Annotated in this window: 25 protein-coding genes; 20 read left to right on the top strand and 5 right to left on the bottom strand. The window is 45.3% G+C overall.

The genetic code is table 11. From position 1 onward, the window contains the following. Positions 1 to 30: 30 nt before the first annotated feature. The 14 genes from sctW (at position 31) to R7F67_RS13915 (ending at position 11,643) form a co-directional block, all read left to right on the top strand. A complete protein-coding gene (gene sctW / locus R7F67_RS13980; RefSeq protein WP_005388156.1) occupies positions 31 to 924 on the top strand; it encodes a type III secretion system gatekeeper subunit SctW in 894 nt (297 codons plus the stop codon). After that, positions 905 to 1,189: a TyeA family type III secretion system gatekeeper subunit gene (locus R7F67_RS13975; RefSeq protein WP_005377239.1), complete on the top strand. Its 285-nt coding sequence runs from the start codon at positions 905 to 907 to the stop codon at positions 1,187 to 1,189. The genes sctW and R7F67_RS13975 overlap by 20 nt, the downstream gene beginning before the upstream one ends. After that, on the top strand, positions 1,176 to 1,550 hold the full coding sequence (gene sycN / locus R7F67_RS13970) for a type III secretion chaperone SycN (RefSeq protein WP_042523772.1): 375 nt from the start codon (positions 1,176 to 1,178) through the stop codon (positions 1,548 to 1,550). The genes R7F67_RS13975 and sycN overlap by 14 nt, the downstream gene beginning before the upstream one ends. Beyond that, entirely contained in the window at positions 1,547 to 1,924 is a 378-nt protein-coding gene (vscX, locus tag R7F67_RS13965; RefSeq protein WP_053350343.1) for a type III secretion system protein VscX, read from the top strand. The genes sycN and vscX overlap by 4 nt, the downstream gene beginning before the upstream one ends. A 5-nt stretch (positions 1,925 to 1,929) precedes the next feature. Then, a complete protein-coding gene (gene vscY / locus R7F67_RS13960) occupies positions 1,930 to 2,271 on the top strand; it encodes a type III secretion system chaperone VscY (protein ID WP_005377248.1) in 342 nt (113 codons plus the stop codon). Further along, positions 2,255 to 4,381 carry a SctV family type III secretion system export apparatus subunit VcrD gene (gene vcrD, locus R7F67_RS13955; RefSeq protein WP_104979251.1) on the top strand — a complete coding sequence of 709 codons (2,127 nt, stop codon included), beginning with the start codon at positions 2,255 to 2,257 and terminating at the stop codon, positions 4,379 to 4,381. Before vscY ends, vcrD begins: the two co-directional genes overlap by 17 nt. Next, positions 4,381 to 4,794 carry an LcrR family type III secretion system chaperone gene (locus R7F67_RS13950; RefSeq protein WP_053304394.1) on the top strand — a complete coding sequence of 138 codons (414 nt, stop codon included), beginning with the start codon at positions 4,381 to 4,383 and terminating at the stop codon, positions 4,792 to 4,794. Before vcrD ends, R7F67_RS13950 begins: the two co-directional genes overlap by 1 nt. Positions 4,795 to 4,854: 60 nt before the next feature. Beyond that, positions 4,855 to 5,139 carry an LcrG family type III secretion system chaperone gene (locus tag R7F67_RS13945; RefSeq protein WP_005377254.1) on the top strand — a complete coding sequence of 95 codons (285 nt, stop codon included), beginning with the start codon at positions 4,855 to 4,857 and terminating at the stop codon, positions 5,137 to 5,139. Positions 5,140 to 5,149: 10 nt separating this feature from the next. Next, on the top strand, positions 5,150 to 6,973 hold the full coding sequence (locus tag R7F67_RS13940; RefSeq protein ID WP_318057228.1) for a virulence-associated V antigen: 1,824 nt from the start codon (positions 5,150 to 5,152) through the stop codon (positions 6,971 to 6,973). A 12-nt stretch (positions 6,974 to 6,985) separates the two neighbouring features. After that, the gene (gene vcrH, locus R7F67_RS13935) at positions 6,986 to 7,471 is read left to right on the top strand and encodes a SycD/LcrH family type III secretion system chaperone VcrH (RefSeq protein WP_005377258.1); all 486 of its coding nucleotides are present in this window, start codon (positions 6,986 to 6,988) and stop codon (positions 7,469 to 7,471) included. Positions 7,472 to 7,478: 7 nt separating this feature from the next. Further along, on the top strand, positions 7,479 to 8,678 hold the full coding sequence (gene vopB / locus R7F67_RS13930; RefSeq protein ID WP_017634540.1) for a type III secretion system translocon subunit VopB: 1,200 nt from the start codon (positions 7,479 to 7,481) through the stop codon (positions 8,676 to 8,678). 10 nt (positions 8,679 to 8,688) lie between these two features. Then, complete coding sequence (gene vopD, locus R7F67_RS13925; RefSeq protein WP_017821326.1) at positions 8,689 to 9,693, top strand: type III secretion system translocon subunit VopD; 1,005 nt, start codon at positions 8,689 to 8,691, stop codon at positions 9,691 to 9,693. Between the two features lie 353 nt (positions 9,694 to 10,046). Further along, entirely contained in the window at positions 10,047 to 10,412 is a 366-nt protein-coding gene (locus R7F67_RS13920) for a hypothetical protein (RefSeq protein ID WP_017821699.1), read from the top strand. A gap of 259 nt (positions 10,413 to 10,671) precedes the next feature. Then, the gene (locus R7F67_RS13915; RefSeq protein ID WP_005388171.1) at positions 10,672 to 11,643 is read left to right on the top strand and encodes a TAXI family TRAP transporter solute-binding subunit; all 972 of its coding nucleotides are present in this window, start codon (positions 10,672 to 10,674) and stop codon (positions 11,641 to 11,643) included. A 293-nt stretch (positions 11,644 to 11,936) separates the two neighbouring features. On the opposite strand, the gene R7F67_RS13910 is transcribed toward R7F67_RS13915, so the two are convergent. The 5 genes from R7F67_RS13910 to R7F67_RS13890 form a co-directional block, all read right to left on the bottom strand. After that, the gene (locus tag R7F67_RS13910) at positions 11,937 to 12,707 is read right to left on the bottom strand and encodes a sulfite exporter TauE/SafE family protein (RefSeq protein ID WP_017633772.1); all 771 of its coding nucleotides are present in this window, start codon (positions 12,705 to 12,707) and stop codon (positions 11,937 to 11,939) included. An 81-nt stretch (positions 12,708 to 12,788) separates the two neighbouring features. Beyond that, positions 12,789 to 13,304, bottom strand: a complete 516-nt coding sequence (locus R7F67_RS13905) for an adenylate kinase (protein WP_017633773.1) — start codon at positions 13,302 to 13,304, stop codon at positions 12,789 to 12,791. Positions 13,305 to 13,583: 279 nt separating this feature from the next. After that, complete coding sequence (locus R7F67_RS13900) at positions 13,584 to 15,110, bottom strand: tripartite tricarboxylate transporter permease (protein ID WP_005388177.1); 1,527 nt, start codon at positions 15,108 to 15,110, stop codon at positions 13,584 to 13,586. 19 nt (positions 15,111 to 15,129) lie between these two features. After that, the gene (locus R7F67_RS13895) at positions 15,130 to 15,624 is read right to left on the bottom strand and encodes a tripartite tricarboxylate transporter TctB family protein (RefSeq protein ID WP_005388179.1); all 495 of its coding nucleotides are present in this window, start codon (positions 15,622 to 15,624) and stop codon (positions 15,130 to 15,132) included. 238 nt (positions 15,625 to 15,862) lie between these two features. Beyond that, complete coding sequence (locus tag R7F67_RS13890) at positions 15,863 to 16,834, bottom strand: tripartite tricarboxylate transporter substrate binding protein (protein ID WP_005388181.1); 972 nt, start codon at positions 16,832 to 16,834, stop codon at positions 15,863 to 15,865. A gap of 266 nt (positions 16,835 to 17,100) precedes the next feature. Between R7F67_RS13890 and R7F67_RS13885 the strand changes: the two genes are divergently transcribed. The 6 genes from R7F67_RS13885 (at position 17,101) to prpF (ending at position 24,614) form a co-directional block, all read left to right on the top strand. Further along, positions 17,101 to 17,499 carry a GFA family protein gene (locus R7F67_RS13885; protein WP_054576992.1) on the top strand — a complete coding sequence of 133 codons (399 nt, stop codon included), beginning with the start codon at positions 17,101 to 17,103 and terminating at the stop codon, positions 17,497 to 17,499. A 264-nt stretch (positions 17,500 to 17,763) separates the two neighbouring features. After that, positions 17,764 to 18,477 (top strand): GntR family transcriptional regulator, encoded by a 714-nt coding sequence (locus tag R7F67_RS13880; protein WP_005377279.1) that lies wholly within the window; start codon positions 17,764 to 17,766, stop codon positions 18,475 to 18,477. Between the two features lie 12 nt (positions 18,478 to 18,489). Beyond that, positions 18,490 to 19,386: a methylisocitrate lyase gene (gene prpB, locus R7F67_RS13875; protein WP_005388185.1), complete on the top strand. Its 897-nt coding sequence runs from the start codon at positions 18,490 to 18,492 to the stop codon at positions 19,384 to 19,386. Between the two features lie 131 nt (positions 19,387 to 19,517). After that, on the top strand, positions 19,518 to 20,660 hold the full coding sequence (prpC, locus tag R7F67_RS13870; RefSeq protein WP_053304400.1) for a 2-methylcitrate synthase: 1,143 nt from the start codon (positions 19,518 to 19,520) through the stop codon (positions 20,658 to 20,660). 156 nt (positions 20,661 to 20,816) lie between these two features. Next, the gene (gene acnD / locus R7F67_RS13865) at positions 20,817 to 23,408 is read left to right on the top strand and encodes a Fe/S-dependent 2-methylisocitrate dehydratase AcnD (RefSeq protein WP_017633775.1); all 2,592 of its coding nucleotides are present in this window, start codon (positions 20,817 to 20,819) and stop codon (positions 23,406 to 23,408) included. A 9-nt stretch (positions 23,409 to 23,417) separates the two neighbouring features. Next, complete coding sequence (prpF, locus tag R7F67_RS13860) at positions 23,418 to 24,614, top strand: 2-methylaconitate cis-trans isomerase PrpF (protein WP_054576994.1); 1,197 nt, start codon at positions 23,418 to 23,420, stop codon at positions 24,612 to 24,614. The last annotated feature ends 44 nt before the right edge of the window (positions 24,615 to 24,658 follow it).

The following is a 24,658-nucleotide window of genomic DNA, read 5'->3' as shown; positions in this document are numbered from 1 at the left end:
GCCTGTATTGTGCGGAAGGAGTGCAAGTGAATGAGTATTATCAACAATCATATCGCAACAAATCCAAAGTTTGATGCGTCTATCCAAAACGGGTTGGAATCGTCTCGTCCCGACGTTTCACAAAAAGGCAATTATCGCGGTGAAACCGTCCGTGTTCACAATGCCACACAATCACTTTTTGATGCGATGGAAGAACTCACTTCACTCGGTTCCGAAAAAGCAGAGAAAGATCTGACCAAGCGCAAAGTGAAAGACAGTGGTGTTCGAGTTAATGAAGCGCACGAACTCGTTTCTGACTATCTGCGAAAAGTCCCTGATCTTGAAAAGAACCAAAAGATCAAAGATTTGGCTACAAAAATGGCGGGAGGGAATATCTCGACCATCGCTCAATTGCAAGCTTATTTGAATGGATTTTCAGAGGAGAAAAGCCATCAATACCTTGCGTTAAAAGCCGTGAAAAAGTTTTTGAGTGCGAGTCCAGAAAGTAAACACCTACTAGCGCTGATTGACCAAGCACTTCTAAGAATCGAGCAAAACCCAGATACATGGTCTCAAATTGATACGGAAATCCGTGTCTCAAATTTTGCTGATGAATACAGCCAAGAGCAAGAGTTTAGCTCTTTGCATCAGCTGCGCGGCTTCTACCGCGATACCGTTCATAGTTATCAAGGGCTCGGCGCTGCTTATCAAGATGTGGTGGCGCGCTTTGGTGAGCAGGAGGTATCGACCGCTGTTGACTTTATGCTGCAAGGCATGAGTGCAGATCTTAGTGTTCAAGGTAGCAGTATCGATTCGGTTAAGTTGCAGTGGTTGATGTCCGATATGCAAAAACTCAAAACTCTAAATACGTTGCAAGATCGTGTGAATCAGCTGTTCCAAATGTTTAAACCGGAAAGGACGAATTATGGCTTATCAAGTTTCTAATTTGATGGCTGATGTGATTGCGTTGGTAGAGCAGCGATGGGTAAGCAGCGATGAGATATGGAAAGTCGCCAACGCAATGGAATTGACGGCGGTAGAACAAAAAATCGATTTTTTTCGAGAGTTCCATAAGTTAGTTCGCGCAATCCCAATTGACGTATTCGCCGATGAAGAACAACGACAGAATTTAATCCAAGCGGTACAAAAGGCGCTAGACGAAGCCATTGATATAGAAGAAGAGGAAGCGTGGGAAGATGAGTTGGATTGATGCATCCGTCGATGAATTTTGCCGAGGAATGGGGCTCGATGCCGTCGATTTCTCTTCAGCTGGACGGGTGCAGCTGGATTTTGAGCGAAGTGGTACGCTGCATATTGAGCGACAGGGTGAGCAGTTATTCTTGATGTTGTCTCGAGCGTTATCTTGGCATCAAACCAGTGACATTATTCAAAGTGCACTGTGTTTGTGTCATGCCGATCAAGGCTGGCCTTTCGAAATTAAAACCGGCTTGTTAGATGAACAAACTCTGGTTTTTTCAGCAAGGCTAAAAGGAGAAGAAGTAACACTTCCGACCTTAGAGCAAGCGTTTACGCTTTTGGCTCGTCTACATAACGATGTGGCAGGCTCATGACTCGAGTCAGCACTTTAAACGTAGGCATCGAAGCCTTTACGCATGTTACTCATAGTGAAGTTAAGGCCGATTTCCCAGAGCGATTTCAACTGCTTCCTGATGGGCAGGCGGTCGCTACACATTTAGAGAAGCTCTATGATCTCAGGCCTTCAGACCAATATCTCATCACGTTAACTAAGCCCAAGCTGCTGCACTCAGAGTTGTTGCGTCCAGAAAAATACCGTCAACAATTTGATGAAACGTTAGCTCAGCTGCAAGTTCTTGCACAGGATTCAGGCTCCGCTTCTTTTATCAAAGCATCTGAAACGCTACAAAGTACGCAACTAGATCAGCGTTACCTCACTATGGCGCTCAATCTCCTTATTCAGGTCTAACCAACATGTTGAGATCCAAAGACATTGAACTCTTACTTGTTCACGCTGCGCTACAAGTTCAATACCAAAAGCCAGAGCATGCCATTTCTATTCTCGATGCGGTTCTAGAAATAGAACCGCAGCACAAAGAGGCGATGCAAACACTTGCTGTGGCGTGTTTACAAAGTGGTCGATATACCCGGGCGATTGAGGTGTGTGAGCACTTATTAAAATCTGACCTTCATCCTGACTCGGCAGGACTCTGGTTTTGTTTAAGCCAAGCGCGTTGGAAACAAAATGACGTCGATGGGGCACGCCAAGCGCACCGACGCTATCTGCAATCTTTAAATAGTGAATCACATGAATAAGTTGATCGATATTCTAAACAAAGTAGGGCAACGCAAAGACATCATGCTTGCGGTGATGTTACTCGCGATCGTCTTTATGATGATATTGCCACTTCCTACCGCACTGGTGGATGTGCTGATTGGCACCAACATGAGCATTGCGGTGGTGCTGCTTATGTTAGCGATTTACATCACCACGCCACTTGAGTTCTCTGCATTTCCTGCGGTGCTATTGATCACGACATTGTTTCGTCTGTCTTTATCTATCACGACAACCCGCTTGATCTTGCTACAAGGCGATGCTGGTCAAATCGTTTATACATTCGGTAACTTCGTTGTGGGCGGTAACTTAGTGGTCGGTATTGTTGTGTTCCTGATCATTACCATTGTTCAGTTTATGGTGATCACCAAAGGCTCAGAAAGGGTAGCAGAAGTTAGTGCGCGCTTCTCACTCGATGCGATGCCTGGTAAGCAGATGAGTATTGACGGTGACATGCGTGCTGGAGTAATTGACGTACACGAAGCTAGGCACCGACGATCACTGATTGAAAAAGAAAGCCAAATGTATGGCTCGATGGATGGCGCGATGAAGTTCGTTAAAGGCGACTCCATTGCGGGTCTGGTCATCATTGTGGTCAACATCTTAGGTGGCGTCACGATCGGGGTAACGCAAAAAGGCATGAGTGCTTCTGAAGCACTTGAGTTATTTGCGATTTTGACCGTTGGCGATGGTTTGGTGTCGCAGATCCCGGCACTCTTTATCGCGATTACCGCCGGTATTATCGTGACGCGTGTTTCTCATGAAGACTCTTCTGATCTTGGGTCGGACATTGGTGGGCAGGTGATTGCTCAGCCACGTGCGCTTCTTATTGGTGGTGTGCTTTTGGTGCTGTTCGCACTCATCCCTGGGTTTCCAAAAATCACTTTTCTTGTCTTGGCCGCCGTGGTTGGTGGTGGTGGTTTCTTCCTTTTCTATCAACAGAAAAAACAAGCTGAATCAGATAGCACCGACTTATCAAGCTTTGTTTCGCAAGGGGCCGGTTCGCCAGCAGCGAAGCCAAGCAAACCCACTCCATCTAGAAACAGTAAAGGCAAATTAGGTGAGCAAGAAGAGTTTGCCATGACGGTCCCACTCTTGATCGATCTTGACGCGAGCCTTCAGGAAAGCTTGGAAGCGGTCGCATTAAATGAAGAGCTAGCAAGGGTTAGACGCGCACTATATCTCGACCTAGGCGTGCCTTTCCCAGGCATCCACCTGCGCTTTAACGAGGGGATGCAAAATGGCGAGTACTTAATTCAGTTACAAGAAGTCCCGGTTGCACGAGGACGAATTGTTAAAGATCAACTCTTGGTGACAGAAGGGAATGAACAGATCGATTTATTAGGCGTGCCTTATGAGCAAGATGAAGATTTTCTACCTGGTATTTCTAGCATTTGGGTGGCACAGAGTTATGAGCAAAAACTCGTAGCCAGTCATGTAGGTTTTCTCACACCCGACAGAATTTTAACGTACCACTTGTCTCATGTTCTTAAGGAGTACGCGCAAGACTTTATTGGTATTCAGGAGACGCGTTATCTGTTGGAGCAGATGGAAGGCAGTTATTCGGAGCTAGTCAAAGAGGCCCAGCGTATTGTTCCGTTGCAAAAAATGACGGAAATCTTGCAACGCTTGGTTTCTGAAGACATTTCTATCCGAAACCTTCGCGTGATCTTGGAAGCGATGGTTGAGTGGGGCCAAAAAGAGAAAGATGTTGTACAGCTGACGGAGTACATTCGTTCCAGCTTAAAACGTTACATTTGCTACAAATACGCGAGCGGACAAAACATGTTGCCCGCTTACTTATTGGATCAAAGTCTCGAAGACACAATACGCAGCGGTATTCGTCAAACCTCAGCAGGGAGTTACTTGGCGTTAGACCCGTCAGTAACGCAACAATTTGTCAGTGATGTGAAACAGACCATTGGTGACTTAAGCCGCATGCCGAATAAACCTGTGCTAGTTGTGTCTATGGATGTACGCCGATATGTGCGAAAGCTTATTGAATCGGAATACTACGATCTGCCCGTTTTGTCATTTCAAGAACTAACCCAGCAAATCAATATTCAGCCACTTGGAAGGGTGGGGATGTAATGAAAACAAAACTAATACTCTCGCTGGCGCAAGCGGGGATCGAAGTGACGCCATACTTTTGGCAACAAAGTGAAATTCAACTTGGTTATCGAATTGAAGTTGAAGGCTTAGAGCTCGTTTTTCGGGTGGAGGACGGTGAAATCATCATCGTTCTTCTGAAACGCGTTCGTCCCAAATTGGGGTTGAGTAACCCCTTTGCCGGCTTATTTCTTTTGGCTGAACATGCCATTCAACTTTATCCCTCCGATTGGGTCATTCGCGGCAACGTCGATGTGTTACGTGGTAGCAACATGAGCAGCCAGCGATTGGCACAATTCTATCTAAAAGCATGCGGTGCAAGCCATGATGAGCTAGACGACTGGTACTGTTTACGCCTAGCAGATTATAGACCTTTGAAAAAGTTGAAAAAGTAAAAACTCACGACTGTTACTGACAGCACCGATGAGATGACCCGCTTTAAGATAGGAATCAAGATGAAGCAACCGTTTACCGATGCGATTGAGAACGCTGAGCTTGCCATTAGAAAAGCTGAAGACAGAACCGATATTTTTAACGAGCTATTGGAAGGCTTAGGTGTTGGTCCTGTTGCGGGTGATGTTTTACTTGGCGGCATAAAAGCACCAGTAGATACCATGAAACGTGCAGAGCAAGAGCTAATAGACGAAGTCCAGCGCCGCCGGCAACAACAAACTCAGCTACAAGGTACGTCAGGTAAACGCAGAAAGCGTCCCACAGTGATGCGCGGCATGATGATTTAGAGGTTTGGAAATGACGAATATGAAAACGACTGGCTCTACGATAGGAGCAACAGACACAGCTGCGAGTAGTGCACCATTACCCACTTTCCAACAAAACTTGATAGAGGCATTTACCCCTGTACTGGGTGAAGCAGAGACTCAGCAACTTGCCTCTCTAATCTCTTCATTGCCAACTATCTCGGGACAAACGGAATCACAAAGCATCGCGCTTTATGTTGATACACTTGAAAACCTAAAAGCGAAAAATAACGCGTTTGCTGATATATCATTGACCGACACCGCATCTGTTTGGATAAAGTCGCTACAAAGTGCTAACTCAGATGGCGAATTAACCGCAGCCGAGTTTAATGCTCAAACAAACCAAACGCTATCAAATCAGTTTCAGGCTTGGTTTAGTAAGTTACTGACGGAAAACGTAGATAGCTCGTTATCTACTGAGTTTGTTAGTCAATTTAATCTGGGCACTCAGAGTAACCAAGCGGAGCAGATCGCCAACCTCTCCGAGACAGGTCTGGCTAATGCCACCAAAGAAATTTCTCTTTTTGTTGCAGAGCTTGCTAATCAAATGGGCTCCCGTGAAGTGAGAGATGCTTCTATTTCTTTTCTTCGCAATGCCTTTAGTAGCCTAGGTTCCGTTAATCTCGCGCAGCTGAAGAGCTCGGACTTTCTGTTGACTAAAGAGAGTTTCGCCCTTCAAGTCTCAGCTCAATTAAAAAGTAGTTTTCAAGGCATTGGTATTACTTTAAGCACCGATGACGCAAGTGCGCTAGCTAGCAGAATTACCTGGACTCCTGGTATTTCTAAACAGCAGCTTAAAGAAGCGTTAGATGAAATGGCCGCTCAAGTGAAAGGCCAATATAGCGCAGCTTATGGTGAGGCGAGTGGAACGAACAATCTAAAAGCAGCACTTAACACTGTTATTGGTGGAACTGAGCCTTTGACCCTTTCTAGTCTGTTCGCCAACTTCGCGGTGAGTTTAACAAATATAGAAATCGACGACTTTTACCAGGACAGCGCGATAGCCGATGTCCAAAAGACACAAATAACGGCAGCTCAAGTTAATTTGATCAAAGAAAACACCGAACGAGATATCCGATTACAGTTTGAAAAAATAGTAAAAGGTGAATCTACCGGGGCTTCATTTACTGAGCGATACGAGGCATTGCGCAAGAACTTAGGGGCATTGAAAGAGCGTCTACTCAATATCACCGATAAAGAGAAAGCGGATCGCGAGGTGAGAGCAGAGCACTCTCTAACGGCTCGTGATTTGTTGGCCGTTGTTGAGTCCAGCATTGGAGACCGTTTTGATGAGCAAGTGCTGCTTGCACTAAATGAGCGTCGTGTTAACCGTTTAGAGAAACGTAATGACCAGAAAGAGGCATTAGAGGATCTCACAATACAGCTTAAAGTTTTTGGTGTTGTGCAATCAAAAATTCACTCTACGCAAAGTGTTGATGGGGTTTATAAACCGGGATATCCAGAAAGTAACTTCAAAGCGAGTGACTTTAACTACAGTAATCAAACGGATTTTGAAGATTCACCTGAGTACAAGTATTTGACGGATAATAAGATAACCAACCATCGAGACTTCCTTCAAACACAAGGTATTACTATCGGTGATGGTGCGTCGTACCAAGACGAAGAGAAGTCTAAAAAACTGTCTAATTTTTCTAGTTCTGTCAGTGCTAAATCCAAGTTGCTTAACGATGAAGTGCAAATCAAAACCACTGAGCTGAACGACACCAGTTCTCAATACAACTCGACCGTTGAAGCGATGAACAAGTTTGTTCAGAAGTACCACAGTATTTTACAAGAAATCCTACGAGCCATTTAAGGATAACCAACCATGACTAAAACAAACGCGACCGATCCATCTCAAATGCAAGCAGAAGAACTGCTGTCTTTTTTGGAAGAGGGAGGCACGCTAAAAATGTTGCACGATGTGTCTCAGGACACCATCGAACACATTTATGCCGTAGGTTACAACTTTTTCCAATCGGGAAAGATTGAGCAAGCAGCGAAAGTATTCCAATTACTCAGCATGCTTGATCATTATCAGGCGCGATTTTTCATTGGCCTTGGCGCGGCTCGTCAGGAGTTGGGTGAGTATCTGCAGGCAATAGACGCCTACAGCTACGCAGCGCTAGTGGACGTAAATGATCCACGCCCACCTTTTCACTCTGCTGAATGTCACCTGAAACTGGAACAACTGACAGAAGCAGAGAGTGGGTTTTACAGCGCGAAGGAGATGTCTGCCGGAAAATCACAATATGCAGATTTGCATGAGCGTGCAGGCATCATGTTAGAAGCGGTGAGAAATAAAAAGGAGTAATTAGACTATGAGTTCTATTGCACTTGACCGCATCCAGACACAGGTTTATAGCCCTGAATCTGGCCAAGCCACGTTAGATAACGTGCAGAAAACGGCGCCTACAGCGACGCCTTCTGTGACGGTAGAAAACGTGAAGAGTAAAGATGCAGATGTACTGAACACCGGAAAAGTAAAAGTTCAGTTAGATGCACCTAACGCAGCTGTTAGTGACAAAGTGAATGATTTGACGCTAAAAGCCATGGCACAGCTGCAAAAGATCGTCGATACCATTGCAAAATCTCTCCATGCAGTTGCAGACCAAACAGGTTCGATTGCCGTCAAAATCATCGCAGGATCTGCTGATGATTTTGAAGTAGAGCTTGCTGCTATCACGGATAAACTGAAAAGTGCTCAAAACGAGCTGAAAATTCAGGAAGTGAAGGTCGCAAAAGCTAAGCACGAAAAAGAGATGGTGGAAAACCAAGACAAAATCAAAGAATCGGAAGCCGCTGCAAAAGAAGCCCAAAAATCAGGCTTAGCAGCGAAGATCTTTGGTTGGATCAGTGCGGTGGTTTCTATTGTTGTTGGTGCCGTAATGGTGGCAACGGGTGTTGGTGCAGCAGCCGGTGCACTTATGATCGCTGGTGGCGTTATGGGAGCAGTGAGCATGGCGCTGCAAGAGCCAGCCGTTCAAGATGCGCTAAAAGAAGCGGGCATAAATGTCGATGTGCTAAACAAAGTCGTAATGGCATTAGAAATCGCCGTCGCGGTTATTGGAGCTGTTGTGACGTTTGGTGGTGCAGCAGCTGGCGGTATCGCGAAACTTGCAGCAAAAGGTGCTGGTAAGGTAGCTCAAAAGGTCACAGAAATCGCTACGAAAGCCGCTGCAAACATGGCGAAAGTGGCGGATATGGGCACAAAAGCTGCGACAACAACAGCGAAAGCGATTCGTTATGGCGCAGAAACCGTCGATCTTGCCGTCAATGTGGGTAAAGGCGCAACGGACAGTGTCCACGCTGCTAACAATGCTCACGTGACAGAGATTCAGGCTGATATCACAGACCTTCGAGCCAAAATGACGTTAAGCCAGGCTGTCATTGATAAGCTCAAAGAAGAGATTGGTAAGTTGATGGAAGACTTCCAAGAGCTGATGAGCCTCATCATGCAAATGATTCAAGCGAAAAGTGAAACTATGCAAACGGTGTTAAGCCGTCCTGCAACGGTATAAGGAGTTTATTATGCTAGATAAAGTAGGCGGAACGGGTCGTGGTGAACTATACGGTTTAGGCGATACCATTAAAACCAACAAAGCAGAAAAAGCGCCGGAAACAAAGCTTGAAGCGGGCGCCGTTAAAAGCCAAAGTGAGTCAGGTGTTTCTGGTGCAGCACGCTACCAGTTAGAGACACCTAAAGCTCCTACAGTGAGTAATCAAGCTCAAGTTGTTGCAAACCTAATGAGCGCTCTTGCGCCGACGGTGAGCTCATTAGTGAGCACAACGATGAAAGCGCTTAACGGTGAGGAGGTGATCAAGTCACCATCAGATGCGGTATCACAATCGTTGACGCTATTAACATTGTTGTATCAAGTATCAAAGCTGAGCCGTGAGCAGCAAGTGCTACAACGTGAAATTGCTGTTGAAGCAAACGTCGCGAGTTTAGAAAGCCAAGCGGCAGAACTCAACAACTCGGCAAGCGCGATGATCGCGATGGCAGTCGTTTCGGGTGTACTAGCGGGTGCTACCGCAATTATTGGTGCCCTTGGTTCTTTCAAAGCAGGGAAAGAAATCAAGAATGAAATGGCGAGCAATAATGTACTTAAAACGCAAAAAGCTGGCTTCGATCAAGCAGAAGAGTTATTAAATAACAATAGCTTGTCTAAAACGCAGCAAGATCAGGTTAAGCGTGCGCACTCACTAGCGAAAGACAATATCGCAGACACGACAGCGCAGCTGACAAGTGGTGGCCGTAAGTTCGATAAGTTGATGAGCTCAAACCAAGCGAAGAACGCGATTCTTCAAGCTTTGGGCCAGATGGCAAACTCAGCATCGAATGTAGAGCAAACCAAAGCGCAAGCGCGCAGCAAAGATGATGAAGTACAAGCGACTCGCGCACAAGCAGCCAAACAGAAAGCCGATGAAAACATTGGTTTCCAAGAAGGCTTATTGAAAGAGCTACGTGACTTGTTCCGATCTATCTCAGATAGCCAGAACCAAGCGTGGCGAGCGTCAGTCCCAACGGTGTAACCATCCGTTTCACTAACTACAAAGCGTTGTTTATACAACGCTTTTTTTATTTCAGCTATCTAAACTAGATACGGATATTTACTGGGTGATTTGTTTGTAAAGCAATATAACGTAGTGAGTTACATTGCATAAAAGTTACTGTTTTTGTTGAACTCAGCTCAAAGCTAACAACTTCATAGTAGCCTTGTTGCGTAAAATTAAGTTAAAGTGCCATTATTATTCACAAAAAGTGTGTTTAAGAATTTTTTGTAGTGAAGGGTGTAATTAGATACTCAATAACAAAATATGGTAGTTCGACTGGTGAGTATTTGGGAACAGAATTATATAAAACTCAACTTAATAAGTAGTCGAAGATGGAAGATATCAGTTTAGCATCAGATTTAGTGATTTATCTGACTACGGTTGGAATTTTAGGTATATTTGCTTGGTTTTTGTTTGTTATTTATTTGAAATCCAAGTGGTTGAAGTATCTTGAAGATGCTCTTGATAATGGAGTTCGATACTACACTCTGAATATATTCTTATCAGGTCACGGAGTATTACAATATGGAACTGTTTTTCTGAGCACTTTTCATGCGAAACGATATAAAATGTTAGAGAAGAGGGATAAGGTTCCAATTCATATTCAACGATTGTTTGTTCTCTCATTCGTATTATTTATTTCAAGTACATCATGTCTTCTGGCTGGAGTTATAACTCATCATATTTATATAGAATAAAGGTTATTTAACAAGATTATAGTAATTTGACCTGAGTATTTCTATTTAATAGATAATTTAGAATGGACATATCAGTCTAAAGATTTAATTTTCTAGACTATACGGTTTACGCTTATATAGAGCCATTATATAACGGCAGAATATGCCAATAAAATGGTGATTACTAAGCTAACCGCCAAGGATGAGAACTCAAACGTTATCAAATTGTTAACGGTTGCTATACTTAAACGGTCATCAACACAAGTAAAAGGGATGTTCAATGTTTAAGTTTAAGCAAATCGCACTTGCGGCTTCTTTGGCGGCACTCACAACAGGCTTTTCTGCGTCTGCGGAGGAAACGTTTGTCACGATTGGTACCGGTGGCGTAACAGGGGTTTATTATCCGACTGGTGGCGCTATTTGTCGCTTGGTTAACAAATCGCGAGAAGATCACGGTATCCGTTGTTCGGTAGAAAGTACTGGGGGATCGATTTATAACATCAACACTATTCGTGCTGGTGAATTGGACCTCGGTATCGCGCAATCAGACTGGCAGTATCATGCTTACAAAGGAACCAGTAAGTTTGAAGAAAGCGGGCCTTTTAAAGAGCTACGCGCCGTATTCTCCGTTCATCCAGAACCGTTTACTGTCGTTGCACGTAAAGACGCGAACATCAAAACTTTTGATGATTTGAAAGGTAAGCGCGTTAACATTGGTAATCCTGGTTCTGGTCAGCGAGGTACTATGGAAGTGCTAATGAACCAGTATGGTTGGAGTAACGACGACTTTAAGCTTGTCTCTGAGTTAAAAGCAGCAGAGCAATCAAAAGCACTTTGTGATAACAAAATTGATGCGATGATTTATACCGTTGGTCACCCAAGTGGAGCGATTAAAGAAGCCACTACGTCGTGTGATAGTAATATCGTAACGGTAGCTGGACCTAATGTAGAAAAACTGGTTGCAGACAACAGCTTCTATCGTGTCGCAAATGTCCCAGGTGGTATGTATCGTGGCACAGATAGTGATGTTCAAACCTTTGGTGTGGGCGCGACGTTTGTTTCTTCTACTGCGGTACCAGAAGATGTGGTTTATAACGTGGTTAAAGCGGTATTTGAAAACTTCGATGATTTCCGCCGTCTCCACCCAGCGTTTGCAAACTTGAAGAAAGAGGAAATGGTAAAAGACGGTTTATCTGCGCCTCTTCACCCAGGTGCGCTAAAATACTACAAAGAAGTAGGGCTGATTAAGTAAGCGTTACTTTCTCTTATTATTGATGTAAAACGCCATCTTTCTCGATCAATGCCACTCGTTTAACCGCGAGTGGCATATTTCTATTTCTCGTCATCCTGTACAGCGACGAAGGAGCGTGATACAGGATCTTCCATCCGAGCACTTTGTGATCAAAATGGTTTCATTAGCCGCTCAGTGTAGTGCTATTAGATTCCTAACCTCGCTGGAGTGACACAAAAAATCGTTAAGCCATCTGCATTAATCTTTCGCGCTGGCGTTTTTGTAGGAGTGTTATCCACTTGTACAAGTTTTGCTTAAACATAAACATCAATGAAAAAGTAGATAGTGATGAGAATAGAAGAAAGAGCAACAAACCCTTTAACATGATTAGGATTCAGTTGACGAGAGACACGAGCTGCAAGATACCCACCTACCAACGTACCGACCAAAACAACACTACCTGTGTGCCAGTCAATGGAGCCATTGGCAACAAAAATCACGATAGCAATGAGTGAAACACACGTAGATACGAGCAATTTCAAACCGTTCATTAAATTAATGTCTTGGTGGCCAGCTACTACCAGATAGCTCAGAACAATAACCCCTAAACCTGCGTTGAAAAAACCACCGTAAGCAGAGACACCAACAAGTAGTAAACCCAACGCGATTGCTCCGAGTATGCCAGCATGTTTGTGCTCTTTCGCGACAGTTTTGATTAGCATTGTTAAACGAGAACCGATGAGAAAAAGCACGGTGGCAAATAAGAGTAACCAAGGGATGGCTTCCATAAATAGCGATTCTGGCGTGTTGAGCAACAGATATGCTCCGACAGCGCCGCCGACTAAACTGAATGAGACTGTGAACAGCAGTTCATGCTTGTTCTTCATGATCTCTTCTCTGAACCCGACGGCTCCACTAATGTAACCCGCACATGAAGCATATGTGTTTGTTGCGTTAGCCATAATAGGAGGAACACCAACTGCCAATAGAGCCGGAAAAGTAATAAAGCTTCCGCCTCCCGCTATGGAGTTAATGATCCCACCAATTACGCCAGCAACGAATAAAAGTGCTAGTTCTAAAAGCATAAGCAATCCTTGTTATGTTCTTTTTCATTGTTAGAGCTTCAGATGATCTAACCCACATGCTCTAACGTTCTGATATGAGGTTTACTTTACCCGCTCTAAAACAAAATTGTTCAGTTCTGTAACGTTTTTGATGACATGAACGGCTTTAGTTTGAGAGTACCCCTCGAGGCGAGACATAAAGTCATCATTCCAGAATGCAGGGCATTGCTGAAGAACTTTGTAGCTTTGTAACGTTCCTTTCAGTACCGAACTACCATCAGGCCATCCTTCAGGTTTAATGAATAGTCCTTTAAGGAGACGTTTCGTCACAAACCAATAGCTTACTGAGTATGGTAGATCAATATAAATGAGAGTATCGGCTGCATCTAAACGAGCGTTGAAAGAGCTGATCGGTCCAAGGCCATCTATAATCCAACGATCTGAGCTTAGTATATTGCTATGAGCTTCATCAAAAACGCTACGCTCAACGGGATCACCGTTTGGTTTATAGACTATTGAATCTAATTGATGAAGAGGAAGACCGGTAGCCGACGCGATTACTTTACTTACCGTCGATTTTCCACTGCCGGGTTTACCAAAAACTGCTATTTTTTGCATTGTGACCGCCTCCAAGAGAGCTTTTCCCATACGGTAGAGACAGAAAACCCACCGCTATGGGTGGGTTCGATAAATACTGAGCGCATCAAAAAATCCCACCATTCCTATGGAATGATGATAATTCGTTGGTTAAGTTGCGCTAAGTGTGTGTTCATACAATCACCTTCATATAACGACAGTGATTTGTCAATACCATCTGTACAACAAGCGAACGATTTGGAAGGGGGAAGATAAAGCCATCACGATGGATGGCTTTATCTAGGTTGAAAGAGACAGCGATTACTGCTCAACGCTGACTGGCTGTGCTTTAAACTTTTGAATCAGCTTTACGATTAGTGGACTTGCCAATACCAATACAGCTAAAACAGTAAAGGTAAGGGTAATAGGACGCTCCCATAGGAAACTCAGTTCTCCATCTGAAATCATTAATGCGCGGCGTAAGTTCTCTTCCATTAATCCTCCAAGGATGAAGCCCAGCAATAAAGGTGCGAGCGGGAAGTTAGCGAGCCGAAGTGCAATGGCAGCCATAGCCACAATCAGCATCACGAACACATCCATAGTGTTAAAAGAGACCAAATAAACCCCGGTGATTGAGAAGAATAAAATCATCGGTAGAAGCACCGTTCTTGGAACCGCCAAAAGCTTTGAAATGTACGGAATCAATGGTAAGTTCAGGATCACAAGTACGATGTTGCCGAAGTACATGGAAATGATCACTGACCAGAACACATCTGGGTGTTCAACAAATAGGCGAGGGCCAGGTTGAATACCATAAGCGATCAGCGCACCGAGCATTATTGCTGTTGTACCAGAGCCCGGAATACCAAGCGTTAATAGCGGTACAAATGAACCACTAGATGCTGCATTGTTCGCAGACTCTGGCGCAACCAAACCACGGATACTGCCTTTACCGAACTCATCCTTTTTCTCTTTAGGTGCGAGGTTGCGCTCCATACCGTAGCTTAAAAAAGCAGCAATGGTTGCCCCTGCGCCAGGAAGAACGCCAGTGAAGAAACCTAATATTGAAGAGCGAATTGAAACAGGCGCAACATCTTTGATTTCTTCCTTGGTCACTTTCATTGAGCCAATGTTGCTCAGCTTTTCTTGTTCTTCATCGCTGGTGTCTTTTGATGGTTTAAGGATGCCCATCAGTGTCTCACCCAGTGCGAATGTCGCCATTGCAAGCAACAAGAAGCTAAAGCCATCCATTAAATCCGTTAAACCGAAGGTAAAGCGTTCAACGCCTACGCCTTTATCGATTCCAACTGTAGATAGCATCAAACCAAGAATGGTCATCATCCACGCTTTGATTACCTGACCTTTCCCCGCAAAAGCCGCGACTGCTGATAACCCAAGTAGCATCAACGCAAAATAGTCCGACGATTGGAAGCTAAGGGAGACGCTAGCCAATGCTGGTGCGGCAACAAGCAACATAATGGCAGATAGCGTACCGCCAGTGAAAGACGAATAAGCTGCCAAAGCTAATGCTTTACCTGCCTGGCCTTTTTGAGCCATTGGGTAGCCGTCGAATGCTGTGACCACGGTTGAAGAACAACCCGGCGCGTTAATTAAAATCGACGATGTAGAGCCACCAAATACCGCACCGTAATAAACACCCGCCATTAAAATAAGGCCAGAGGAGGGCTCTAGGCCATAAGTAATTGGGATCATCAAAGCAATGGCTGAGATCGGCCCAAGTCCAGGTAACATGCCGATAAATGTACCGACGAAGCAACCAACGATCACCATCATAATGTTCATTGGCATTACTGCGGTGGATAAACCTTGTAGAATTCCATCTAACATAATTCAGTCCTTTCTTTGACTACCAGATGGTGAAAATCAAACCCGGTTCGAGATAGATGTCCAAACCTTGAGTGAGTAATAAGTAGAACGCGATCACGAATGGAAACGACGCGCCAAACAGAACGGGTTTACGTCTTTCCCCGAGCAGATAAAAGCCAGCCAATAAAAAGAAGCCAGTAGCTATCACAAAACCTAAGTAAGTCAGGCCCACGCCGTAGAGCGCCATTAAAATTAAAAAGGCAATCAGTAACTTCCAATTGAAGGTCAGCACTGCGCCACTTTGTTTATCTGGTTGTCCTGTCACCAGCAATAGCAAAGAAAGGCCGACACCAACGTAAGTCAAGATGGTTGGCAGAGTACGTGCGGTGAATGGTTCATACTCATCACCTGGAAATAATGGAATCTGCGAGGTTTGATAACCGTAGCAAAGACAGAAGAGTAGAAAGATCATTGCGCCGACGCGGTCACGACAGAGCAAATACTCTTTGGTGAAAAAGTTGGTTGAACGAGGCATATTCAACTCCTAACAAAAGTAAAAAAGACCGCATATGGACGTCAATGAATAAACTAAACCATTAACAATTAAGCATTTCGCTGCTAGTCGAGCCGCTTTGGGTATATAAACAAAGGAGTGTGCATGCCGATTGTCGACAATGTCCATATGCGGTGAAACTTAGAGTGCAAATACAATGGGGAAATACCAACTTACGTTATTCATTGAGGTTGGTATCTGAGGGACCCCAATTCGATTGTTACTTCAGGAAGCCTAACTCGCGCATTAAGTCACCCATCTGTTGCTCTTGATCTTCAAGAAACGCGAAGAATGCTTTATCCGCTTTATAGTTGTCGATCCAACCATTGCGGTCTCGAACGACTTGCCATTCGTCGGTGTTATACATTTTAGTAAATGCGGCATTCCATTCATCTAGCTTTTCTTGGCTTGTGCCTGGTGCTGCAAAGAATCCACGCCAGTTAGCAAAGACAGTTTCATTACCATATTCGGTGAGAGTTGGAATATTAGGCGCAGCTTCTAAACGTTTTGGTGCTGTAATCGCTAACACTTTCACTTGCCCAGACTTAGACATTTCGAGTACTTCACCTAGCCCTGTAGAGAGCAGTTGTGTTTCGCCTGAAAGTAGGGCTGCCATGGCTTTTCCACCTGCATCATAGGCAATGTAACGAACTTTACGCGCATCAAAACCTTCACCTTTGAAAGCTGCTGCTATAACCAAATGATCCATAGAACCACGAGCAGAGCCACCAGCAACCTTCACCTTACGTGGGTTTTCTTTAAAAGCTTTAACGACATCTTCCCAAGAGCTATAAGGAGAATCGGCTGATGTAACAATGGCGCCATAATCGGCAACCGTTGCGGCAACAGGAGTCAAGTCGCGGAAAGATTGTGGGAAGATCCCACTGAGCGAGCGAACGACGATCGGTGTTGAGTTCACCATGAGTGTATCTTCTTGACGATCAGCCGTTTCAATCAAATGTGCGATTGCTTTGCCACCGCCACCACCAGATAGGTTTTGAAATGATACGGTTTCGACGATGTCTGATTTTATTAATACATCACCAGTACCTCGGGCGGTCATGTCCCAACCGCCACCGGCACCTCCAGGGATAAGAAAGTGCATTTTTTCAATATCTGCAGCAAGAGCGTTGAATGAAAATGAAGCTGCGATGATTGAAGCGGCGAGCGTTGGTTTGAGTACCTTTAACATGTTCACGTTCCTTATGTTAGCGACTCTATTTAGTTGAGCCTTATTGTTTTTGCTCAGTTGTCATGCCTTGTAAGCGTTAAAGCTGAACTTGGTGTAAAGGTTAATTAAGTGTTAAATATCTGTCTGTAAAAGAGATATAAAGAGAATATTGAGCATTTCGGTTATTTTGTTCATAAAGTTCACGGCGAGAAGTTGGTGTTAGGTCACGCGGCTTTACGCTTTGGTAGGCCATAATTAAATGACGGAAAATGAACGAGGAAAAGAGAATGAAAGGGACGTGTTTGTGCGGCGCAATTGAAGTCATCGCTGAGGTTAAAAATGAGGTTAGCCTGTGCCATTGCTCTATGTGTCGAAAATGGTCGAGTGGCGCACTTCATGCGGTGCATTGTGGGTCTAACGTGACGTTTAAGGGGGCCGAGCCAAAGCGTTATCAATCGTCTGACTGGGCGGTGAGAGGTTTTTGTGGCGAATGCGGCACAAACCTTTTCTATCATTTGTTGCCGACAGGTGAGTACATTCTTTCCGCTGGTTTGTTCGATAACCCAGATTTCAAACTCACTTTAGAGATTTTTACCGATGAAAAGCCAGCTTATTATGACCTCAATTCCGCTTCACAAAAGATGACTTCGCAACAAGTCTTTGATCAATTTGTACCTAAAGAATAGTTTTTTATCCGATTATTGTTCGACAGCTGAGCTTTTAGTTTTTAGATCATAAGCTTAAAGGTTTATAAGTTGTCGACAATGTGAACTCACCATTCTTTATTTCTGCTAAAAAAGGCACTTAACGGGCATTTTAGGCCCATTTAAATTACGACCTTAGTCTAAATTGTCGACAATTTACTTGATTGTCGACACTTTGATCGACTACTTTATATTCAGGTTAAGAAATTGTAGACATTTCGATGTCGGTAACAAGAGTATCTGAATATGAACTCTGAGTTGAAAGCTCGTTATAAAGTGCTGGGTTCTGAGAAAGAACACACCAAATCCGAAACGCTGACCGAAACACTCATTGAAGTCATTGTTAATGGCGACGTGAAGCCTGGCCATAAGATATCAGAGCCTGAGCTAGCAAAGAAATATCAAGTCAGTCGTGGGCCTTTGCGTGAAGCATTGATGCGCTTAGAGGGGCTAGGGCTCATCGAGCGAATTCCTCATGTTGGGGCTAGAGTGACCACTTTTTCTCCGGAAAAGCTGATAGAACTTTATGCCGTTCGAGAAGCATTGGAAGGCATGGCGGCAAGGTTAGCTGCGCGACACATTACGCAAGAAGAGCTCTTAAGCTTGGAAATGCTATTGTCGACACATTCCAAGCATATAGACCAAATGGAAGGCGCGTCTTACTTCCATCAACATGGTGACTTTGATTTTCACTATCGCATCATCCAAGCGAGCAGAAACAGTAAGTTAATATCTCTGCTGTGTGATGAACTCTATCACTTATTACGGATGTATCGTTACCAGTCGCCACGTGCGCAATCTCGCCCGAATGAGGCGCTCACCGAACACAAATTCATTTTGGAAGCCATTCGCAATCGCGATGAAGAGCTTGCAGAAATGTTGATGAGAAGACACATATCAGGAAGTCGAAAGCTCATCCAATCTCAAATTATACATACAGAAAGTTTAGACAAAGACTAGAAGGAATTCGTCATGAGCTTAACACCGGGAGCGAAGTTCAGACTCGCCATTGAACAAAATAATCCACTACAAATTGTCGGCACTATAAACCCGTATTGCGCCATGATGGCAAAAAACTTGGGTCACCAAGCGATTTACTTGTCTGGTGGCGGTATCGCAAATGCGTCATACGGATTGCCGGATCTCGGTATCACAACATTAAACGACGTTTTGGTTGATGTTGACCGTATTACTAACGCATGTGATTTGCCTCTTTTGGTTGATATCGACACGGGCTTTGGCGGTGCATTTAACATTGCTCGCACGATCAAAGCGATGGAAAAAGCGGGCGCGGCAGCGGTGCACATGGAAGACCAAGTCGCACAGAAACGTTGTGGTCATCGTCCGAACAAAGCAATAGTCAGCCAGCAAGAGATGGTTGATCGTGTAAAAGCCGCGGTTGATGCACGCAATGATGAAAGTTTCGTGATTATGGCTCGTACTGACGCGTTAGCTGTTGAAGGCATGGACAGCGCAATCGAGCGCGCGATTGCGTGTGTGGAAGCTGGCGCAGACATGATCTTCCCAGAAGCGATGAACAAGCTGGACCAGTACCTTCAGTTTTCAAATGCGCTTGAGCAAGCGACCGGAAAGCACGTTCCTATTCTGGCGAATATTACAGAATTTGGCGCGACACCGCTGTATGGCTGTGATGAGCTAGCGAAAGCAAAAGTGGACATGGTGCTTTATCCATTAAGTGCGTTCCGTGCCATGAACAAAGCTGCTGAAACGGTCTACAAACATTTGCTAGAAGTGGGTAATCAGGAAGCACTGGTTGATTCGATGCAAACACGTAAAGAGTTGTATCAGCACCTAAATTACCACGACTATGAAGACAAACTTGACCAGTTATTCTCTGAAGGGAAATAGCGGGGAAAAGCAAAAATAAACGGAAGCCCAAGAAAAAGATAATCGGAATTTATCTCATCTAATAACGTGAAATTCGTTTGGCTAAAAACACCCCAGAGAGGGAAAAGTCAGACAGAAAAGGAGTTCAAACAATGTCTCAAACTGCAGAAAAGAAAGCAGAATTAGGTGGCGCAGGCCTTCGTGGTCAAAGCGCAGGAAGCACAGCTTTATGTACTGTCGGAAAAACGGGAACTGGTTTAACTTATCGTGGATACGATATTACTGATCTTGCGAACAACGCACAGTTTGAAGAAGTGGCTCACCTTCTGTTACGCGGTCACTTGCCGAATCAACAAGAACTTGATGCGTACAAGACACATCTACTCAGCCTTAGAGGTTTGCCAGCCGAGCTAAAACAAGCTTTAGAGTTGATTCCTGCAAGCGCACACCCAATGGACGTAATGCGCACGGGTTGTTCTGTATTGGGTAACCTAGAGCAGGAAATGAGCTTCGAGGAGCAACTGAAAGCAACCGAACGTATGCTAGCCTTGTTCCCTGCCATCATCTGTTACTGGTACCGCTTTAGTCATGATGGCGTGCGTATCAACACCGAGGATCAGACTGAAGATTGCATCGGTGGTTACTTTTTGCGATTACTTACAGACAAAGCGCCAGCTGCGCTGCACAAACAAGTGATGCATTGCTCGCTCATTCTTTATGCTGAACATGAGTTTAATGCTTCTACATTCGCAGCACGCGTTTGTGCATCAACGTTGTCAGACATCCATTCTTGTATCACGGCAGCAATCGGTACGCTTCGTGGGCCACTTCACGGTGGTGCGAACGAAGCGGCGATGGAAATGATTGAAGATTGGCAAACGCCCGACGAGGCGGAAGCGAACATCATGAAAATGCTAGCCAATAAAGACAAGATCATGGGCTTCGGTCACGCGATTTATCGTGAAAGTGACCCTCGCAACGCCTTAATAAAACGATGGTCCAAAGAGCTATCGAAACAAGTTGGTGATACTCATCTATATGCGGTTTCTGAGCGTGTTGAATCAGTGATGAAGCGAGAGAAAGGTCTGTTCTGTAATGCGGACTTCTTCCATGCATCGGCTTACCACTTCATGGACATTCCAACCAAACTATTTACCCCAATCTTTGTGATGAGTCGTTTAACGGGCTGGGCTGCACACGTTTATGAACAGCGTGCCAATAACCGTATTATTCGCCCAAGTGCCGATTATACGGGCCCAGATCATCAAGAATGGGTGCCTATCGAGAATCGCTAGCGCGAAGGTCAACGAGGGCATTATATGCTTTGGTTGACCACCTCCTTCCTTTGTCATTATCTCTAACAGAGGAAGGAGATCCTCTCATCACTGTGTTTCTGGAGCAATGGAAAACCTTGATGAAGGCAAGATGTAAAGACTGAATGGAAGCAAACCATGAACACAAATATTAATACTCAATATCGTAAGCCGCTTCCGGGAACTCAACTGGATTATTTTGATGCACGCGAAGCCGTCAATGCCATTTCTCCTGGAGCCTATGAAACACTCCCTTATACCTCTCGCGTGCTAGCTGAGCAACTGGTCCGCCGCTGTGACCCGAACACATTGACAGATAGCCTGAAACAGTTAATTGAACGCAAACGCGATCTTGATTTTCCTTGGTATCCAGCACGCGTTGTTTGTCATGACATTCTTGGTCAGACCGCTCTAGTCGATTTAGCGGGTCTGCGCGATGCCATTTCAGATCAGGGCGGTGATCCTGCAAAAGTGAACCCAGTGGTTGAGACACAATTGATCGTTGACCACTCTTTAGCGGTTGAACATGCGGGCTTTGACCCTGATGCCTTCGACAAAAACCGCGCGATTGAAGAGCGCCGTAATGAAGACCGATTCCACTTTATTGAGTGGTGTAAAACAGCGTTTGAAAACGTCAGCGTGATTCCAGCTGGGAATGGCATCATGCACCAAATCAACTTGGAAAAAATGTCTCCTGTGGTACAAGCAAAGCAGGGCATTGCCTACCCAGACACCTGTGTGGGTACGGACAGTCACACGCCTCACGTAGACGCTCTTGGTGTTATTGCGATAGGTGTCGGTGGTCTGGAAGCAGAAACCGTCATGCTTGGCCGACCATCAATGATGCGTCTACCAGATATTGTCGGTGTCAAACTGACGGGTAAACGTCAACCGGGCATTACGGCAACGGATATTGTCCTCGCGATTACTGAGTTTCTGCGTAATGAGCGTGTGGTATCTTCATATCTTGAATTCTTCGGAGAAGGCGCACGTGATCTAACGATCGGAGACCGCGCAACGATTTCAAACATGACACCAGAATACGGCGCAACAGCTGGCATGTTTTATATTGATGAGCAGACCATCAATTACTTGAAACTAACTGGTCGAGATGAAGAACAAGTTGCTCTAGTAGAAAATTACGCAAAACAAACCGGTCTTTGGGCAGACGATCTTGATAGCGCCGTTTACGAGCGCGTACTTGAGTTCGATTTATCATCAGTTAGCCGTAACTTGGCTGGTCCGTCAAACCCTCATCGTCGTTTACCAACTTCTGAGTTGGCACAGCGCGGTATTTCTGGAGCGTGGGAAGAGAAAGAAGGCGAGTTGCCAGATGGTGCAGTGATCATCGCTGCTATTACCTCATGTACGAATACCAGTAACCCAAGAAACGTGGTTGCTGCTGGCCTTGTCGCGAAGAAAGCCAACGAACTTGGTCTTGTACGTAAACCTTGGGTGAAATCGTCTTTTGCTCCGGGTTCTAAAGTTGCACGCTTGTATCTGGAAGAAGCGGGCTTATTACCAGAGCTAGAGAAGCTTGGCTTTGGCATTGTTGGTTACGCATGTACAACTTGTAACGGTATGAGTGGTGCGCTGGATCCAAAAATCCAACAAGAGATCATCGACCGTGATTTATATGCAACAGCGGTGCTTTCTGGTAACCGTAACTTTGATGGTCGAATCCATCCGTACGCCAAACAAGCTTTCTTGGCTTCACCACCATTGGTTGTCGCTTATGCACTAGCCGGTACAATTCGTTTTGATATCGAGCGCGATGCGCTTGGCACGGACCAAAACGGCAAACCAATTTATCTCAATGATTTGTGGCCAAGCGATGAAGAGATCGATGCAGTTGTCGGTACTCATGTTAAACCTGAGCAGTTTAAGCAAGTTTACATTCAGATGTTTAAGCTGAATGATCAAGAGCAAAATCCCAACCCGCTGTACGACTGGCGTCCGATGAGTACCTACATCCGCCGACCACCGTACTGGGAAGGTGCGCTAGCGGGAGAAAGAACATTGTCTGGTATGCGTCCATTGGCGATTCTGGGCGACAACATCACCACTGATCACTTATCACCATCCAACGCGATTCTCGCAAGCAGCGCAGCAGGTGAATACTTAGCGAAAATGGGTGTGCCAGAAGAAGATTTCAACTCTTACGCGACTCACCGTGGTGACCACTTAACGGCGCAACGCGCGACCTTCGCTAACCCAAAGTTGTTCAATGAAATGGTGAAGGAAAACGGCGAAGTCGTGCAGGGATCTCTGGCGCGTGTAGAGCCAGAAGGACAGGTGGTTCGTATGTGGGAAGCGATTGAAACCTACATGAATCGTAAACAACCATTGATCGTGGTGGCTGGCGCGGATTACGGTCAGGGGTCATCCCGTGACTGGGCAGCAAAAGGCGTTCGACTGGCGGGCGTAGAAGCCATTGTTGCTGAAGGCTTTGAGCGTATTCACCGTACTAACTTGGTTGGCATGGGCGTACTACCACTGCAATTTAAGTCGGGCGTTAACCGCAATACGCTAGAGCTGGATGGTACGGAACTTTACGACGTGGTTGGAGAAATCAAGCCGGGCGCTGATTTAGCGCTGGTTATCACACGCAGCAACGGCGATAAAGTCGATGTTCCGGTTACTTGTCGCTTAGATACCGCTGACGAAGTTCACGTGTACAACGCGGGCGGTGTTCTGCAGCGTTTCGCGCAAGATTTCTTGGCACAATAAGGAGTGCGTATGTCAAATAATACTCCGAATCAAACAAGCCAAATAAAAGTGCCCGCGACGTACATGCGTGGCGGCACGAGTAAAGGTGTCTTTTTCAACCTAGAGGATTTGCCTCAAGAAGCGCAAGTGGCTGGAGCCGCACGTGACAAACTGTTGTTACGCGTTATTGGCAGCCCTGATCCGTACGCGAAGCAAATTGATGGTATGGGGGGCGCGACGTCAAGCACCAGTAAAACAGTGATTGTTTCGCGCAGCAGCAGAGCCGATCACGATGTTGACTACTTATTTGGCCAAGTGTCGATCGACAAACCATTCGTCGATTGGAGCGGTAACTGCGGCAACTTGTCTGCCGCTGTCGGTCCTTTCGCCATTCATGCTGGTCTGATCCCACAAGATCGCATTCCAGAAAATGGCATTGTGACGGTGCGTGTTTGGCAGGTGAACATCAGCAAAACCATCTTGATTCACGTGCTAATCGTCAATGGTTTCGTCCAAGAAACCGGAGAGTTTGAACTCGATGGTGTCACGTTTCCAGCGGCAGAGATTCAAGTGGATTTTGTTGATCCTTCCGATGGCGAAGGAAGTATGTTCCCAACGGGCAACTTAGTTGATGATTTGGTGGTGCCGGATGTGGGTACGTTCAACGCGACCTTTATTAACGCGGGCATACCAACCATTTTTATTGATGCTGAATCGATAGGATATCAGGGCACCGAGCTGCAAGACGATATCAACAACGATGACACAGCATTAGCGATGTTCGAATCCATCCGCGCATATGGCGCGTTAAAAATGGGCCTGATTTCTGATTTAGAAGAAGCTCAAACACGCCAACATACGCCGAAAATAGCGTTTGTTTCTAAACCGAAAAGTTACCTGTCTTCAAGTGGTAAAGCCGTTAATGAGTCGGATATTGATGTGCTCGTTCGCGCGCTGTCGATGGGCAAGCTACATCATGCAATGATGGGAACAGCAGCCGTTGCTATTGCTTCTGCTGCGTGTGTGCCCGGAACGTTAGTGAATTTAGCCGCTGGTGGCGGTGAAAAAGAGTCCGTGACTTTTGGTCACCCGTCAGGAACGTTAAAAGTTGGGGCACAAGCGAAGCAAACTGAGCAGGGCTGGGTGGTGCAAAAAGCCATTATGAGCCGAAGTGCGAGAATACTGATGGAGGGATTTGTGCGTGTACCCTTCTATGTCTTCGATTAAAAGAGACGATCTTTGGATTAAAAGAGCGATCTTTGAGTAGAACG

The organism is Vibrio sp. YT-17 (genome assembly GCF_033337375.1).
In the GTDB taxonomy this organism is placed as follows: domain Bacteria; phylum Pseudomonadota; class Gammaproteobacteria; order Enterobacterales; family Vibrionaceae; genus Vibrio; species Vibrio alginolyticus.
Note: the sequence above shows the minus strand (reverse complement) of the source record. Positions and strands in the feature narration are given on the sequence as shown.

Bases quoted from the DNA above. Each gene is read 5' to 3' on its own strand.
- prpF (WP_054576994.1), top strand. From the start codon at position 23,418: ATGTCAAATAATACTCCGAATCAAACAAGCCAAATAAAAGTGCCCGCG.
- R7F67_RS13950 (WP_053304394.1), top strand. From the start codon at position 4,381: ATGAAAACAAAACTAATACTCTCGCTGGCGCAAGCGGGGATCGAAGTG.
- acnD (WP_017633775.1), top strand. From the start codon at position 20,817: ATGAACACAAATATTAATACTCAATATCGTAAGCCGCTTCCGGGAACT.
- R7F67_RS13890 (WP_005388181.1), bottom strand. From the start codon at position 16,834: ATGTTAAAGGTACTCAAACCAACGCTCGCCGCTTCAATCATCGCAGCT.
- R7F67_RS13880 (WP_005377279.1), top strand. From the start codon at position 17,764: ATGAACTCTGAGTTGAAAGCTCGTTATAAAGTGCTGGGTTCTGAGAAA.
- vopD (WP_017821326.1), top strand. From the start codon at position 8,689: ATGCTAGATAAAGTAGGCGGAACGGGTCGTGGTGAACTATACGGTTTA.
- prpB (WP_005388185.1), top strand. From the start codon at position 18,490: ATGAGCTTAACACCGGGAGCGAAGTTCAGACTCGCCATTGAACAAAAT.
- R7F67_RS13885 (WP_054576992.1), top strand. From the start codon at position 17,101: ATGAAAGGGACGTGTTTGTGCGGCGCAATTGAAGTCATCGCTGAGGTT.
- sycN (WP_042523772.1), top strand. From the start codon at position 1,176: ATGAGTTGGATTGATGCATCCGTCGATGAATTTTGCCGAGGAATGGGG.
- vcrH (WP_005377258.1), top strand. From the start codon at position 6,986: ATGACTAAAACAAACGCGACCGATCCATCTCAAATGCAAGCAGAAGAA.
- R7F67_RS13920 (WP_017821699.1), top strand. From the start codon at position 10,047: ATGGAAGATATCAGTTTAGCATCAGATTTAGTGATTTATCTGACTACG.
- R7F67_RS13900 (WP_005388177.1), bottom strand. From the start codon at position 15,110: ATGTTAGATGGAATTCTACAAGGTTTATCCACCGCAGTAATGCCAATG.
- R7F67_RS13915 (WP_005388171.1), top strand. From the start codon at position 10,672: ATGTTTAAGTTTAAGCAAATCGCACTTGCGGCTTCTTTGGCGGCACTC.
- vscX (WP_053350343.1), top strand. From the start codon at position 1,547: ATGACTCGAGTCAGCACTTTAAACGTAGGCATCGAAGCCTTTACGCAT.
- R7F67_RS13910 (WP_017633772.1), bottom strand. From the start codon at position 12,707: ATGCTTTTAGAACTAGCACTTTTATTCGTTGCTGGCGTAATTGGTGGG.
- R7F67_RS13905 (WP_017633773.1), bottom strand. From the start codon at position 13,304: ATGCAAAAAATAGCAGTTTTTGGTAAACCCGGCAGTGGAAAATCGACG.
- vscY (WP_005377248.1), top strand. From the start codon at position 1,930: ATGTTGAGATCCAAAGACATTGAACTCTTACTTGTTCACGCTGCGCTA.
- vopB (WP_017634540.1), top strand. From the start codon at position 7,479: ATGAGTTCTATTGCACTTGACCGCATCCAGACACAGGTTTATAGCCCT.
- sctW (WP_005388156.1), top strand. From the start codon at position 31: ATGAGTATTATCAACAATCATATCGCAACAAATCCAAAGTTTGATGCG.
- prpC (WP_053304400.1), top strand. From the start codon at position 19,518: ATGTCTCAAACTGCAGAAAAGAAAGCAGAATTAGGTGGCGCAGGCCTT.
- R7F67_RS13940 (WP_318057228.1), top strand. From the start codon at position 5,150: ATGACGAATATGAAAACGACTGGCTCTACGATAGGAGCAACAGACACA.
- R7F67_RS13975 (WP_005377239.1), top strand. From the start codon at position 905: ATGGCTTATCAAGTTTCTAATTTGATGGCTGATGTGATTGCGTTGGTA.
- R7F67_RS13945 (WP_005377254.1), top strand. From the start codon at position 4,855: ATGAAGCAACCGTTTACCGATGCGATTGAGAACGCTGAGCTTGCCATT.
- R7F67_RS13895 (WP_005388179.1), bottom strand. From the start codon at position 15,624: ATGCCTCGTTCAACCAACTTTTTCACCAAAGAGTATTTGCTCTGTCGT.